The 15035-nt window shown below is 58.2% G+C and carries 12 protein-coding genes; 7 read left to right on the top strand and 5 right to left on the bottom strand.

Features of this window, described 5'->3' with window-relative positions; genetic code table 11:
- Window positions 1–11: 11 nt before the first annotated feature.
- The 3 genes from AC0L2A_RS10135 to AC0L2A_RS10145 are packed head-to-tail and all read left to right on the top strand — an operon-like array spanning window position 12 to window position 5127.
- Window positions 12–947, top strand: coding sequence for a DUF4007 family protein (locus tag AC0L2A_RS10135; protein WP_473608599.1), 936 nt, complete (start codon window positions 12–14; stop codon window positions 945–947).
- Window positions 944–4285, top strand: a complete 3342-nt coding sequence (locus AC0L2A_RS10140) for a hypothetical protein (protein WP_473608600.1) — start codon at window positions 944–946, stop codon at window positions 4283–4285. The genes AC0L2A_RS10135 and AC0L2A_RS10140 overlap by 4 nt, the downstream gene beginning before the upstream one ends.
- The gene (locus tag AC0L2A_RS10145; RefSeq protein ID WP_473608601.1) at window positions 4282–5127 is read left to right on the top strand and encodes a phosphoadenosine phosphosulfate reductase domain-containing protein; all 846 of its coding nucleotides are present in this window, start codon (window positions 4282–4284) and stop codon (window positions 5125–5127) included. The genes AC0L2A_RS10140 and AC0L2A_RS10145 overlap by 4 nt, the downstream gene beginning before the upstream one ends.
- Before the next feature lie 53 nt (window positions 5128–5180).
- Here the strand turns inward: AC0L2A_RS10145 and AC0L2A_RS10150 are convergent, their stop codons facing one another.
- The 3 genes from AC0L2A_RS10150 to AC0L2A_RS10160 are packed head-to-tail and all read right to left on the bottom strand — an operon-like array spanning window position 5181 to window position 8924.
- Entirely contained in the window at window positions 5181–6119 is a 939-nt protein-coding gene (locus AC0L2A_RS10150; RefSeq protein ID WP_473608603.1) for a hypothetical protein, read from the bottom strand.
- Window positions 6120–6127: 8 nt separating this feature from the next.
- Window positions 6128–7243 (bottom strand): DUF3696 domain-containing protein, encoded by a 1116-nt coding sequence (locus tag AC0L2A_RS10155; protein ID WP_473608604.1) that lies wholly within the window; start codon window positions 7241–7243, stop codon window positions 6128–6130.
- A complete protein-coding gene (locus AC0L2A_RS10160) occupies window positions 7236–8924 on the bottom strand; it encodes a DUF262 domain-containing protein (RefSeq protein ID WP_473608605.1) in 1689 nt (562 codons plus the stop codon). The genes AC0L2A_RS10155 and AC0L2A_RS10160 overlap by 8 nt, the downstream gene beginning before the upstream one ends.
- Window positions 8925–9265: 341 nt before the next feature.
- Between AC0L2A_RS10160 and AC0L2A_RS10165 the strand changes: the two genes are divergently transcribed.
- From AC0L2A_RS10165 to AC0L2A_RS10180, 4 genes are all read left to right on the top strand, one after another.
- Entirely contained in the window at window positions 9266–10867 is a 1602-nt protein-coding gene (locus tag AC0L2A_RS10165) for a DEAD/DEAH box helicase (protein ID WP_473608607.1), read from the top strand.
- 9 nt (window positions 10868–10876) lie between these two features.
- Window positions 10877–12649 (top strand): ATP-binding protein, encoded by a 1773-nt coding sequence (locus tag AC0L2A_RS10170; RefSeq protein WP_473608608.1) that lies wholly within the window; start codon window positions 10877–10879, stop codon window positions 12647–12649.
- 3 nt (window positions 12650–12652) lie between these two features.
- Complete coding sequence (locus AC0L2A_RS10175; protein WP_473608609.1) at window positions 12653–13693, top strand: hypothetical protein; 1041 nt, start codon at window positions 12653–12655, stop codon at window positions 13691–13693.
- A gap of 192 nt (window positions 13694–13885) precedes the next feature.
- On the top strand, window positions 13886–14071 hold the full coding sequence (locus tag AC0L2A_RS10180) for a hypothetical protein (RefSeq protein ID WP_473608610.1): 186 nt from the start codon (window positions 13886–13888) through the stop codon (window positions 14069–14071).
- Window positions 14072–14352: 281 nt separating this feature from the next.
- Here AC0L2A_RS10180 and AC0L2A_RS10185 read toward each other — a convergent pair whose 3' ends face one another.
- Both AC0L2A_RS10185 and AC0L2A_RS10190 read right to left on the bottom strand, forming a co-directional pair.
- Complete coding sequence (locus AC0L2A_RS10185; protein WP_473608612.1) at window positions 14353–14679, bottom strand: hypothetical protein; 327 nt, start codon at window positions 14677–14679, stop codon at window positions 14353–14355.
- On the bottom strand, window positions 14679–15026 hold the full coding sequence (locus AC0L2A_RS10190; protein WP_473608745.1) for a HigA family addiction module antitoxin: 348 nt from the start codon (window positions 15024–15026) through the stop codon (window positions 14679–14681). The genes AC0L2A_RS10185 and AC0L2A_RS10190 overlap by 1 nt, the downstream gene beginning before the upstream one ends.
- Window positions 15027–15035 lie beyond the last annotated feature (9 nt).

The raw sequence follows: 15035 nt of genomic DNA on the forward strand, positions 1-15035 counted from the left end.
GCATCCCCTCCATGTTGAACGACCTTCATGATCCGGCGACCGCGATTCGCGTTTCGGGCCACGAGACCTTCCCGCTTCGGCTCCTTTGGCTGAAGAAGGCGTTCGACCATGCATCCGATCCGGATGGAGTCGATCGTAGAACATTTCAGGAACAGAATGCAATCGCCACCTTCGGCGTCGGCAAAAATATGGCGCTCTCCATGCGTCATTGGGCGTTGGCGACAAAGATTCTAAGAGACAGCCCCACCCATCTTCACGCCACTGATCTAGGGCGGTTGATCTTCACCGACGGCACCGGGCTCGACCCATACCTCGAGCATCCGTCCACTCTGTGGTTGATGCATGCACACCTCGTGAGTGAGCCGCGCGCCGCAACGACATTTTACTACGCGTTCAACCTGCTCAATCAGATTGCCTTTACCAGGGACGATCTCGTTAGGGCCATGGCAGCGATCGTCGAAGCCCGTGCAACCGCAAGGGCAACCGCCGAGACCCTCAAGCGCGACGTTGAAGTGTTCGTACGCAGCTATGCGCCCCGTCACTCCGATGCAGGGGAAGACGCGGCAGAACCGTTGCTAGTCGAGCTCGGCCTGTTGCGGGAGCAGCGGTCGACAGGCCAACTCGAATTTGTCCGTGGGCAGAAGCCTTCACTGGACAACAGCATATTTGCGCTCGTGTTAAAGCAGTTCTGGGAGCGTCAGCACTCGTTGTCCCCCACCCTCTCCGTAGAGCAGGTGCAGTATGACCCCGGGTCTCCCGGGCGTGTCTTCAAGCTTGACGAGGATAGCCTAGTGGCACGGCTGATGAGCATCGGGGACGCCACCGGCGGGAAAATGGTGTGGACCGATACGGCGGGACTCCGTCAGGTCGCTCTGGCTGGCCGTCTCGAGGAAATCGACGAGATCGATCTCGTCAAAGCCGGTTACCGTGGCCGGAGAGCGGCATGACCAAGCTTGCCGACATCGTCAAGGTCGAACGCCGGTTCGCGCTGTCCGCTCGGATCGACACCGATCTCAATGGAACACCGCCGCTCACCGGGTATGTGTTGCAGGCGAGCGTCCGCAAGTCGCTATTGGCCATGCTGGCGGGGATCGCCGATGGGTCGCAGTTCGCCTTCACCTGGACCGGCCCGTATGGCGGCGGCAAATCTTGTGCGGCACTGCTTGTTGCCAATCTGGTCGCCGGCAACAAGAAACAGCGTGCTCTCGCCGAAGGGATCGTTGGGCAAGATTTGGCAGAGCAGTTTTCCTCGGCGTTTCCTAGCCGAGGACGCTCGTGGGATGTGGTTGCACTGACCGGCCGGCGCACGAGCCTGGCGGGCGCGTTGGCGGATGCGGCCGCAGAGCAATTTGAGTGGACTCAGGCGGCGCGGGATGCAGCGCGCGACGAACGAGCACTTATCGACCAATTAGAAGCGCGTGCTCGTCAAAAGGGCGGTTTGCTGATCGTCATCGACGAGCTCGGCAAGTTCCTCGAGCATGCGACGAGTTCTGCCGGCGACGTGCATATTTTGCAGGATCTCGCCGAGCGAGCAGCACGCTCTGACGGTAGGCTGGTGATTGTCGGCATCCTGCATCAGTCGTTTGAGCAGTACGCCAACCGGCTGAGCCGGACTGGCCGGAACGAATGGGCAAAGGTTCAGGGCCGATACCAGAACGTGCCCTTCGTTGCGCAAGCCGATGAGGTCGCGGCGCTCATTGCTCGCGCCATTGGCAGCGACCAAGCTCCGGCCAGCGCCAAAGCGATCGCTGGACTGACGGCGGAGGCGATCTCGCACCGTCGACCGGTCGATGTCGTGGTGCTGACGGAAATCCTCACCCAAACGTGGCCATTGCACCCGGTTTCGGCGCTCTTGTTGGGGCCGGTGTCACGCCAACGGTTCGCACAAAACGAGCGAAGCGTTTTCGGCTTTCTATCATCATCTGAACCGAACGGATTTCAGGCGCACTTGGCTCGGACCGAGGTCGGCGGAAACGCTTGGTATGGGCCGGATCAGCTTTGGGACTACCTGGTCGCAAATTTCGGCAGCGCGCTTTCTGTTGGTCCTGAAAGCAATCGGATGACACTTGCTATGGAGGCCGTGGAGAAGGCTGCACTCTATGGCTCGCTGGCTGCCAAGCTCGCCAAGGCCGCAGCGGTCGTCGAGTTGTTCAGGAACGGCTCCGGACTCGCGGTTGCCGACGACATCCTCTCCCTTTGCGCACCAGAAGCGAAGAAGGCCGACGTCGCGGCGGCCATCGACGAGCTGGTCAACCGGGCTATCCTGATTCGGCAACCGCGGCTTGGCGGATATGCCCTCTTCGCCGGCAGCGATTTCGACCTCGACGAGGCCGTCTCCAAGGTAGCGCTGAAGCTTGATGCCGACGTTCTCGCTGATTTGCCCTCCCGGTTGGGCGTCGGACCGATCGCGGCCAAGAGTCACTATTTTGCCACCGGGGCGCTACGCACCTTCGATGTGGTCATCCAGTTCGCCGACGAAAGCCCGCAGAGCCCATCGGCTTGGGCCAAAAAAGCTGCCGCCGCATTGGCCAAGACGAAGCGGCGGTCGGCAGGGCTTCTAGTCATGCTGCTTCCGGACGGGCGAAGTTTCGAAGCCCCCGTCAAAGTCGCGGCCAAGCAGCTCAGCATCGAACTGGAGAAATTGGGCATTGTCGCTGGCGTCGCCGCAAGCGAGCAGGTCTATCTGCTGCGCGACCATGCGAGCGACCTCTACGCGCTGGATCGGATCGAAGCGACGCACCCGCAGCTGGAAGGCGATCGGATTGCCCGTCGCGAATTGTCAGCCCGCAAGGCATCGATAGCCGAGATCGTGAGAAGCGACCTGCTCAAGGCCTTCTCCTCCGCACGCTGGTGGGCATTCGGCGACGGCGCAAAGGACGCCAATGGCAAGAAACTCGACGGCAGGGAGCTGACAGTCGTGGCGTCGGCGCTGTCGACGGCTGCGTTCCGCAGCGCGCCTGTCATCCAATCGGAACTGCTCAATCGGGACAAGCCTTCGACGGCGGCCATGGCCGGCTTACGCGTCCTGATGCATGCCATGGTCACAAAGGCGGACATTGCCGACCTTGGAATCGAAAATTACCCCGTTGAGCGAGGGCTTTATCTGACTGTCATTCGCCCGCCAGGCCTGCATAGGCAGGACGACAAGGGGGTCTGGCGATTTGCCGATCCTTCCGATGACCAAACCGGCAGGACCTTCATTCCGGCGTGGACCGAGCTTGCCGAGAAAAAGGTGAACCTGGCTGATCTCTTCGACAAATGGGCAGCCCGGCCGTACGGCATCAAACGCGGCGTCATGCCGGTGCTGGTGTTGTCCTATCTGTTGGCGCACCGCAACGCGGTTGCCGTCTATGTTGATGGCGTCTTTCAGCCCGCCATCAACGATATCGTCGCCGATCGGATCCTTCAGGAGCCGGCGGCGATCGAATTCCGCCGGATCTCGCGTTCGAAGCGAGACGAGGCGTTCGTGGAGCAGCTGGCTGCACTACTATCGAGCGAAACAGACGCTGTCGAAGCGAAAGCGCTTCCGGTCGCGTCGGCCTTGTATCAGCGCTTTCATGCTCTGCCCCAATGGGCGCAGCGTACCCAGACATTGCCCGATAAAGTCCGCAAGGTCCGCGATATCGTACTCAAGGCCAGCGACCCCGAGTCACTTCTGTTTTCCGACCTCGCGGTGGCGCTCGAAGCAGAACCCGACCCCGGCGTGAGCGTGGTCGCTGCGCTTAACAAGGCAGAGCACGCTTACCCGAAAATGCTCAACACGCTTCGCGACAGTTTAGCCGAGCACCTCGGCGTCGATCAGGACACGTTTGGAGGTATCGGACCACGGTCCTCGACGGCATCGGGCGTGTCCGCCGAGCTGCGGGTCGATGCCTTCATCATGCGCGCCGGCGCCTTCGAGGGCGGCGATGGTGACATCGAAGGGCTGGCGAGCCTGCTCGTCCACAAGCCGCCACGCAACTGGTCCGATCGCGAGCAGGAGCAGGCAATGTTCGAACTCGCAAAACTATGCCTGCGCTTTCGCGAGGCAGAAACTTTTGCGGCGGTCCGCGACCGCTCGCCGACCTCGCAGGCGATTTCGGTGATGGTCGGTCTCGACCCGAAGGAAAAGCCGCTGTTTCACGCCTTCCAGGTGACGGAGCAGGAGCTGGAAGCGGCGGACAAAGCAGCCGATGACCTGATGACGCAGCTTCGCGGCAAGGGCATGAGACCGGCGGTTGAGCTGGCGGCTCTGGCGCGGATCGTGGAACGCCTTTCCAACGGCAAAGGGGTGAAGACCGCATGAGCATGATGCGTGAGCGTCATATCCTTGGGATTTCAGGAGGCCGCGACAGCGCGGCTCTGGCCGTTCATATGCGACAGACACGGCCGGATCTCGATCTCGAGTATTTCTTCACCGACACCGGCAAAGAGCTGGATGAGGTCTATTCGTTCCTGGACAAGCTCGAGGGCTTCCTGGGCAGGACGATCGCCCGGCTCAACCCGGATCGGGATTTCGACTTCTGGCTCAAGGAATACAATCACTTCCTGCCCTCGCCCAAGACGCGGTGGTGCACCAGACAGCTCAAGCTTCGCCCGCTTGAGCGGTGGCTGCGGGACGATCTGGACGCCGGCACGGTCGTCCACTCCTACGTGGCCATCAGGGCGGACGAGCCAAGCCGCGAAGGATATCAGGCGACGCACAACAATATGCAGGTGCATTTCCCCCTGCGGGAGGCCGGGATCAACCGGGCCGGCGTCATCGAGATGCTCGAGAGCGCGGGCCTGGGCGAACCCGAATATTACCGTTGGCGCACCCGTTCAGGCTGCACGTTCTGTTTCTTCCAACAGAAGATCGAATGGGTGCGTCTGATGCGCGAGCACCCGCACGCCTTCGAAGAGGCCAAAGCGTATGAGAAGACCGCGCTCGAGCACGGCTCGCCATTCACATGGAGCCAAGGCGAGGGACTGGACGAACTCAGCGCCCCTGAACGGATCGAGGAGATTGAGCGAGAATTCGAGCAGCGGCGCACGCGTCTTCTGGCCCGGCGCCCTGTGAACCCGCTTGCTGTCACGCAAGCACCAACCATCGACGACATCTATGGGATCGACGAAGCTTCTGCAGGTTGTGTGATTTGTCATAAGTAATCGTGTTGCCGAGACACAACCAAAGGGCAAGAAGCGAACCCGATCATTTCCCGTCAACCTATACCGAGCTTCTTTCCAACGTGACCGATGAGAGCATGTCGGCGAGGCGCGCTCAAAATGATGAAGTGGATGCGGCCTTCGCCTGGTGCGAAATCGACATGATCGCTAAAAGCACGCTCCACCAGATTCTCATCGTTGAAAAAGGTCAGCGCCAGACGAGTGCGGCTTTCTGGGCGCACATTGAAAGGAAAGATCGGGTAGTCTGTTCCTGCGAAATGCCACGCTCCAATAGCGCTGTCGATCCCACAAAGCCTATAGAGGACCGCTGTCAATCGAGCATCCCCATTGAGGAGGCCCTCCAACTGCGCCCTGGTGCGGGGTATGAAATCAAGATTGGGGAACAGTTCCTGGCGGCGAGCCCAAAGTTCAGCACCAGAGGCCACCTCTGGTCCGGTGACCAACGCATTTGCGTGTTGATCTATATGGTCCGGGATGCTGGCATTTCTGGCAACCACCGCGTCTGTGACGAGATCGCCGTTAGCAGTCAGCTTGGTTCGATCCAACCTAATCTCAGGAATGGTCCACGCCGCGTGTGAGGGCAAGCTCACCGCGAGTCCGTCGACTTGATGCGCGAGCCCGAGCGCCACAGCAACGGTCCCCGCGAACGGCTCTGCATCTTCAGGGATCCGGTACTCTACATCGTCGTCTGCGCCCAAGTCGGATAGGGCGGCGGAGAAAGGAGACCTATCCTTGATTGTCTTGAGGTAGAGGCTCTCCTCAACGCAACCATGCTGGTTGCGCAGAATGGCAAGAGGCCAGTCCGCGCCGAAGAATATTTGTGCCAGCGGCACCTCCATGTTCAGCGCCAAATGCTTGTCCAAGGACGTCGCTTTGCGCACGATAGCGCAGAAATTCTTCAACCTGGCCACGGCCTCGTTTGCTGAGCATTCTCCGAGTGGGCTGGAGAGCTCGTTCATAAACAGCTGAAGCATACGGGACCTCAGGACAAAAGCTGATCCAGGCTTCTTTCCCATTCATCAAAGAAGCCGCTCGGCCAATAAGAGAGACGTCCGTCCGGAGCGATTGCCGGCGTTTCATAGGCCACGCTGCCACCTGGGTGTTTAGAGAAAAAATGCAATGCCGTTTGCAACGGTTGTAGATGACCTTCTTTGACGGCAAGCCGAATGCCATTGAGCACATGATCGCTGTGGGTCTCGACAATAACCTGTACGCCGAGTGCCGCGGTGAGCGCGAGCAGCCGGCCGATAGCGGCCTGTCCTTTTGGGTGCAACTGCGCTTCAGGATTTTCCACGATGATAAGGGTGCCCGGCTCAGCAGCAAGACAACTCACGAGGATTGGCAAAGCATGCGTCAGCCCAAAGCCGACATTCGTCGGCCGCAGGGCATCGCCATACGAAGCTTTTTCACCGCGATAGGAGTATGCAAGCCGCACAAGGTCGGTCATTGGAACACCGATTGGCTCGACACGGACACCGGGACTGAAGTGTTGCAGCCAGGCATTGACCTGAGCCAGCAGGCTCATGCCGGAATCGTCCATGACAACACGAAGGGAAGGAGTAACCGTCAGTTCAGTTCCAAATATGAGAAGGAATTGCGCGGCATACTCCCCGCGCGGCCCAAGGGATCGACCGTGTACGACCGCATGTTGCGAAGTTGGGAAAGTGACACTCGGCGTGATCCTATCAGCCCGCAGGAACTGAAAGCCTCTACCAAACAGGTTCTGACGCTCAAGACGTTCCATGGGCGGGAAACGCTCGCACAAGAGAACGTCGGCATCAGCCTCCGCTTTCGCCTCCCAAGTCAGACTTTCCACGCCCTCCGAAAGAGCGAAATCACACGAGATGCTTATCTCGGGATCCAAGAATGACTGGTGCAATGCGTCTCGCCTCGTCCCGATAGAGACAAGCGATCCGTTCAAATCCAGCTCGCCTCGCGAGAGGCTCTCTGAATCGTAGGACTGGCGAAGAATTCCCAGCGACTGCAGGACGGAGCTTTTGCCGCTGCCGTTGAGACCGGACAACAACGTCAGGGAAGCCAGCGGCAGGTCTAGCTCGGCAAACGCCTTGAAGTTTTTGAGGCCAAGGGTCCTAAGCATGAGCTTCGATCGTGTCTTGAAAAAGTAGAGCAATGCGCGCGAACCGCAATTGCACCTTCGCCGGGTCACCCGTTCCCTGGGAGATAGCAGCTTCAAAGTCGCGGTCAGCACACAGCGTGATGAATGCCATACGGACCACTTCACGCCGATCTACGAGGCACTTGATGCTGTCGGCGTCCAAGGTGGCAAGATTGACCGATATCGCTTCAAACAACGCCTTGTTGATCGGAAACCGTCCCTCCGTGGGCGACATACGTTTGCGGAAGGCATCGTTGTCAAAGATCGCATACGCGCCCTGCATGGCGCGCTGAAATGCCGCCCGTGCCTGCATCAGTTCCTGACCATTCAACGCGTTCACCGCCTTCATGGCCTTAATCAGGAAGCGATCCATTTCTGACTGTCGGTAGGCCGAGACGCTGAGAAGGAAGAAGGCGAGGAACCTAAGGACGAGCTCACGGTCGTCCATCCGTATCGGATTAATGCTGCTGTCGGTGGCGATCAAGAAATCAGGCGACCTTGCCCAGTCTTCCAAGACCTGCCGGGCGGGACCGGGAGTGATCGCATGCCTTAGCTCTTGCGGAGACAATGGTACGCCGCCGGTGTTGATGCGCGCGAAAACATTGAACTTCACCTCTGGTGGCGTGCCCTTGCGGATAAGATGGATAACAAGCTCGGTTTCCCGAAGGCGCATCTTAAGCCGATCGCTAAGATCCCCGAACGCCATACCCTCGTAGCTTTCCAAATACTCCAGCCCCGACAGAAGCAGAGGGGGGCGGCCGACAATGTCAGGCTCTATGAACTGTGCGATGGTGGATAGCCGTTGTATGCCGTCCACGATCTCCCAAGACTCATCGTCGTCCTCGGCCGCATAGAGCACGGGCAGTGGAATCCTAAGTAGCAAGGACTCAATGAGCCGGCTCTTGCGGCGATCATCCCAAATCCCCCACCGCCGCTGAAAGTCCGGCTGCATATCTATCATCTTGCTACGGGCGCGCGAGAGCAGCAGATCCACGGTCATGTTGCGTGTCACGACATCGATTGTCTCAGGATCGAAGGGCTCGGCGATAATGCCGCTCTCCAGCGCTTCATCCTTTTCGACACCTACTCCCTTGTGGAAGAAATCGAGTTGTTCAACGGCGGCGACCTGCGGCGAAGGATCGACTGGCCACTTGGCCGGTTGCAGTGCAACGTCGGGGTCCGCAAGCTGTCTGGCGAATGATCTCGAGGTGGCATCGTCCGCGGCAAGCATGTCGATCATTTGCATGCGCAAGATCTGACGCTGCGACGCCGATTTCCAGCCATCCGCCAGAAACTCATTGATGGCCAGCCGATCGAATTTCGGAAAGAGCGCGGCCTTCGTCCCCGGCTTCCCCTCTGGCCCGAAATCGTCTTTGGTGAGCGCCCGAATACCTGAATAGAAAGTCCATAAGCCGTCATTGCTAAGATGCCACAGTGGGCGCCAGCCCTCATCGGCCCTTTCCGGATAGCTGAGCCCTACATACTCTCTGAACTTAAAAATGATGGCATGAGCATCCAGATTGGCTGGATCCGCGTTGGATTCATTCGCCACATCAATGGCGGCGATCAGACAGACGGGTTTGAAAAATCGCGCCCCGGCGGCGCGCCTGCGTCTTATCGACTGGACCAGTGACTTCCATGGGTTGGCTTCGACAGATGGCATGAACAAAAGCTCGTTAGACGTTCATCAAGTAACACCTATTTGCAAAAAAAGTGCGTCGATTCGACAACAGATTGCCACAACAGATCCCTCAAGAGCGGCTTCGGATCGGCGCTTTTTGTCCGACGCCTGATCGCTGAAAGGCGTCAGCGGAATAGGAATCTGTCAACATACCGCCAAGCTCGCGACTGTCGGATGAGCGCAAGGTGGTACAATTCAAATTCCTTCTTGAGAAATCCTCGACTTTGTCGGGGTGACCAATTGATTGTTTTGATATTTTGCGCTTACTCACGCATCGCGTAGATCTACTCGGCTTCGACAAAGCCGTGGTGTCCGGGGGGTAAATGTCGGAGAAGCTCAAGGAGCACCTGGCGGCCAAAGGAGTGGACGCCCTGTCCCCCCTGTTGGGCCAGCAGGTCATCGAATTGCTTATGCATGTAGGACAAGAGGCCTATTCCCCCGAGGTGATGGCGGATTTGATCATTACGTCGCGAGGCGCGGCCGCCGTTCTTCGCGATAGGGATGTCAGGGATATGCTTATCGCTGGTCTCGAAGCCGCCGACCTCAAGGACCTCTGCACAGTGCTAGACATTAAGAGCCCCGTACCGCGGCTCACGCTCAAGGGCGTGAATTTCGATATGCCAAATGCTGCCTCCGTGTTGTTTCAATGGTTCGGCGTTCCCTATGATAGCGACGATAAAGCCGATGATTTCTCCCGCAACGTCAGTTCCCCTGAGAAGCTGACAACCTATCAAGAGCCGGCATATCGCAAGCTTCGCTTTCTGCTCAGCGGCCCGGACAGCCGGGTCTTGGTCCACATGCCTTTCGGCGCCGGCAAACTCCGTACGGTTGCTACTGCCGTCCTGGAGACGTTCCGTTCGGAAGCAGAAGGCAAGTGCGTCCTTTGGCTCGCACCCGACGAGTGCCTCTGCGAGGAGGCTTCGGATGAACTGGAAAAGGTGTGGCGACAGCTGGGTTTGCGCGATGTCACGAGCTATCGTCTTTATGGCGGCAGACGACCAGTACCCCTAGGTCCGGTCACGAACGCCATTGTGGTGGCAGATGCAAGGAGCATGGCCGCGGCAATCTCGGAATTCGGCAATCCCGATCCGTCCGAGCGGGCGGCCGCTCTGCGCACCCTCGAAGAGTTCGGTTCGTGTATCCGACACGTGGTCATTGCCGATGCCGAACACATCATGCTTGCTGAAATGAGCGCAATCCTAAAGGCACTTAGGAGCAAGGGAAGCTGGAGCCTGATAGGAATATCCGCATCGCCGAGCCTAGCGATTGCGGCCAATGTCGATCCTGAAAAACTGGTTAGCGCCTACAGCGGCAACGTTGTCGAACTCGAGGCCGAGGATCCCCTCGATGCTCTGCGTCAGACCGGTGAGGTGGACCCGATCGACGTCATCGAACTGCGTTCGCCTGTGGCTTCGATCGATTGCCGAGACGAATGGATCGCGCTTCCAGATGGCATTGCTGAAGACCTAGCCGTCGATGTTGAGCGGAACAAGCTCCTGATGGATGAACTGCACCATCTCGCGCAGCAAGCCGAGAAGATCGCCTTTTATGCGGCTACTGCACAGCAGGCGCGCATGTTTGCAGGTTTGCTTTCCCTAAAGGGAACGGCCGCCTCGGCAGTGACGTCGGAGATGGAGCCGTCCCGAAGAGCACAGGAGGTTGCGAGGTTCAACGCCGACGGTCAAAAGCAGGTGCTTTGCATCCATGGCGTTTTGGTAGCGTCGGATCAGATCAAAGGCATAACAGCTGTCGTTCTCGGACTGCCGTCGACTTCGGGTGCGGTCATCCACGAAATGGTTGGCAGATTGGCAACAGGCCGCAATGCGCCGCATTCGCCCTTGAAGGTGTATGCGCTCACCGATCCGGTACCCGGCTATATGCGTCTTGTAAGTCGCCTCAATCAATGGGACCGGTTGACGGTCTAAGGGGGAAAAATGTCTTTTCCGGTGATTCCGCAGAATCTGTCGATCAACGCGATGCGCAGTTCGGGCTATCGGGACACAGCCCACGCGCTTGCTGAGCTCATCGACAACTCCGTCCAGTCCGGACAGGAAATCGGGAGAGCGGCCGAGGTCGAGGTGATCTGCGTGGAACGCTCCCAAGTGGAAAGCGCAAGGCCGCGCATTTCCGAAATTGCGGTATTAGACAACGCGGGCGGAATGTCGGCCGCAACGCTGCGGCTCGCTCTTCAGTTCGGAAATGGAACTCGCCTTGACCCCAAAAAGCAGACTGGTATCGGCAAGTTCGGCATGGGTCTTCCGAATTCATCGATATCGCAATGCGAACGTCTCGATGTGTGGACATGGCAAAATGGTCAAACCGTCCATTCCTTCATAGATGTTGACCAAATCCGGAATGGCAAGCTGGTGGACGTTCCCGTCCCAACGCCGTCCACTCTGCCGTCGCAATGGCTCAAGTTGTTCATAAATGGCATCTCCAAAAACGGCACTCTGGTAGTCTGGAGCAAACTGGATCGCGTCACCTGGAAGCAGAGTTCGACCATCTTACGACATGTCGAGTTTCTGGCGGGGCGGATATATCGACGCTTTATCGACAACAAAACGGTCCGTATTCGGCTTGCCGCCTATCACGTCGATCAGGGACCACCGGCCTCGAAGTGGGAAAGCTTCGTTCGTCCCAATGACCCTCTCTATCTTATGACAGGCACAAGCGCGCCAGAGCCATACAATCAGCGCCCCGCGTTTGAACCCTTCGGAGCGCCTGTGGAAATCTCGGTGTCCTTTCGAGACATGCTCCATACAGTTTCAATACGGGCTTCGGTGGCAAGACCCGAGCTGCGCATCGCCGGCGGAGGAGCGAGGCCTATCGGCAAGCACGCAAAGCGAAACCAAGGGGTTTCCGTAATGAGAGCCGGCCGCGAGCTGGAGCTGAACAATTCCTTCGAGGTAACCGATTTCCGGGAAAGGTGGTGGGGTATCGAAGTGGATTTCCCGCCGGCGCTCGACGACCTGTTCGGCGTCACTAACAACAAGCAGGCAGCTACAGCCTTCTACCGCATGATTCTGGCAGAAGATGCCGAGGCGGAGGATTTGAAACCTGACGCTTATCGCCAACTCCTGGAGCGGGAGGGAGATCCTCGCCTTCCAATGTACGTCGTCAGCGACGCGGTAGACCAGCTCATCAAACAGATGAGGCAGGCCATCCTCAAGATGCGAGAAGCGGAGTCGGTCTCGTCATCAGCAGAGACGTTGTCGCGGAAGGTGGAGCGATCTGCCACGATCTCCGTACGCAAGCGCCGAGATCGTGTCGGCAACACCGGACTGAGCGATCGACAGGAAGAAGAACCCGAAGAAACTCGAACCCGGTCGCTCACCGATGGGATCGTCGACGATGGCGTTGAGCCAGTCAAAGCACGCGAGATCGCGGTAGACTATGTTAAGAAGCATACCAAATTCCGCGTCCGACATGCGCCGCTTCCCGGTTCTTCCATGTTCGATGTCACAGCTGCCGGCGGGGTGATTGTTGTTACGTTCAACACCAGGCATGTGGTCCACCCGAAGGTATTCGCTCTGTTCCAGCGGAGTGATGAAGCATCACCTTTGGCCCGGGAGGTGCTCTCCATGATCATTGCCTGGGCCCGAATGGAAGATGAAGCCAGCAGTCCGCAAGTGCGCAACATGATAGAGGAAACCAGGGAAGCGTGGGGACGAATGGCTAAAGATTTCTTCGAGCCGGACGAGGCCTAGCCGTTGGGCGGCCGCGAAGCCGTCAGAGGGTTCGGCATTCAAACTCTCGTATGCCTCCTTGATGCCATCGAACAGGACAGCGATTGGTTGGCGGTGACAATTGAGCCGGATACGGCGAACGACAAGGTCGATATCTTGTGGGAATTCAAAAGCCGCCGCAAAGCTGTTCAGGTCAAATCTTCGCAAAACCCAATAGGCAAAGGGGAAATCGCGGCTTGGTGTAAGGAGCTTGAGACAGAACAGGCGAACGATTATGAGCTGCGCATATCGGGCCCCCTGAAGACCGGCGCGTTGACCGGCGGTTTCGGCAAGGTAAGGGTGCCTACGCCTTCCTCCATCCTATTATCTGATTTGAGCGATCAAGCGGTGACAAAGCTCGAGAGATACCTCGAGCGAGCTGGGATCGATGCTGTACCAGCCTCGGTGCGCACCGCACTAATCGATATTTGTGCCTCCAAGCTCCTAGAAAACGCCTCCACCGGTAAGCGCCTGATTCGCGAAGAGTTCGACGGATGGTTGTTGCACTGGATCACGGCTGCCTACCCGCAGGCTATTGCGGCGAGATTGTCGGCAAATTGCGAGGTCCTTTGGAGCAACTTGCGGATCGGTTCCCCTAGCCCTGGCCATTCGGCTTTTGAACTGACTGCTCCGCTCACAGTTTACAATGCGGGGCGGGGCGCGGCCATCATCGAGTGGGCGATCATCAATGTGCGGGCGAATGAAAGGCGAATGGTCTACGGCTCGCAATTCGTCGAAACGGCTTCCGGGCGCCAACCCTTCTGCGAATTCGCAGTCGGTCCAGGGCTTGCGGCCGAGCGGACCGTGGTCTTTCGCGCCTATACAAGAGCGGGATTGGCATCCGACACCTGGCCGCTCGGGGAGAGCGAGGTGTCCCTTCTGATAAAGTTTTCTGTTGAGGACTCTCCTAGGCCGATCAAGACCGCGAAGGTGAATATCACCGGCGATCACATGGCATTGTTGAGTTCTCCTGGTATGTACGACATATCAATCTCCAATATGGAAAATTACATCTTTGCGATTTAGAGATTACCCAAAATATAACCTAAAGGGGAGGCTTTCCTCTTCCATCAGTCCATTGAACAGGCCTATTAGGGACTATTGCTGACTTTGCCGAATTACAGTCCTGCCTCACACAATATCAAATTTCTTCGCAGCCTTGTGGAGTACCAAGCGCAAGAACTCGCCGATGTTTGGCCTCGCGGTCAGCAGCGCTTCGTGGCCTGGTTCAACGTCATCAACGAAGCCTACGTGAAAGCCCGCTACTCACGACATTTCGTGATCACTCGCGAAGCTCTTGACTGGTTCTTGGAGCGTGTGACGGATATGATAGAGCGCATTGAAAATAGCTGCCGCTCAAAGATTGAAATGCTACGCGCCGAGGCCGCTTTGGCTGGTAGCTGACCTTGTCGATCTGTTGCGCAGAACAGCGGCGCTCGTATCCATCTATCAACCGTCTGTCGGCGTTCTCCTCGATGCGTTGGCCGTCTTTCTCAGCTGGTTCATCAAGTCGCGCCTTGCGATCGAGATATTCATCCTCGTCGTCCAGCTAATCCGCATGGACCGACCAAGGCCTTTGTCCGGCCGCCGGGCATCGTACTGAAAGCGGGTGGCGGGCGGTCCAATTCGGCAGCAAGCATCGCAGATCAGATCCACCACCGGTAGCGCGATCGATGCCTGGAAAGTCAATCGAGCAGCCGCGTCGGCCAGCCAAGGAAGTTTGTTTTCATGTTTTCTCGCGGAGGTCCGGCATCAAGAAAAAGCGACACAGGTTCCGCGAGACGCGCACGGCTCTTGAAGCGTTCGCGGAGGGCGACGCTGATAGGGCACTTGTCGTGACCTACGTCGGCCGGCTTGTCGCGGACGGGTTGGCGGTTGCAGAGCTGCTCAACAGCGGTGCGATTGAAGTTCGCTTCATCTCCGGTGAAACGTATCTGTTTTCCCGAACGACGGTCCGCCGGCTCGCCTGATCGCAGGCTGCAGGCATGCTGCGCCCGCTTTTTTGACCGCATCAATTAGCGTCGCCGAAAAGTTCGGTTTCGCTTTTCGGCGGTCTCAGAACCGTGAGCTCCGGCAAGAGCCGATCAAGACGGAGTTGCGCTTCGTAAATGTCCAGGTCTCGTTGTAGGTTCAGCCAGATTTCAGGCGACGTACTGGTCACCCTCGCCAGCCGCAGCGCCATCTCCGCGGTGATGGCCCTGCGCCCATTGATGATCTGGTTGACCGAAAATCGCGAAACCTGAAGCGCGTTCGCCAGCCGATCCTGCGTAATGCCAAGCGGCACGAGTATCTCTTCCCGCAAAAAATCACCAGGCCGCACCGGAGGCGCCGGCACGAACCGACCGTGTTGTGCCGTCATCAGCAAGAA

The organism is Mesorhizobium sp. WSM4844, from assembly GCF_055811775.1.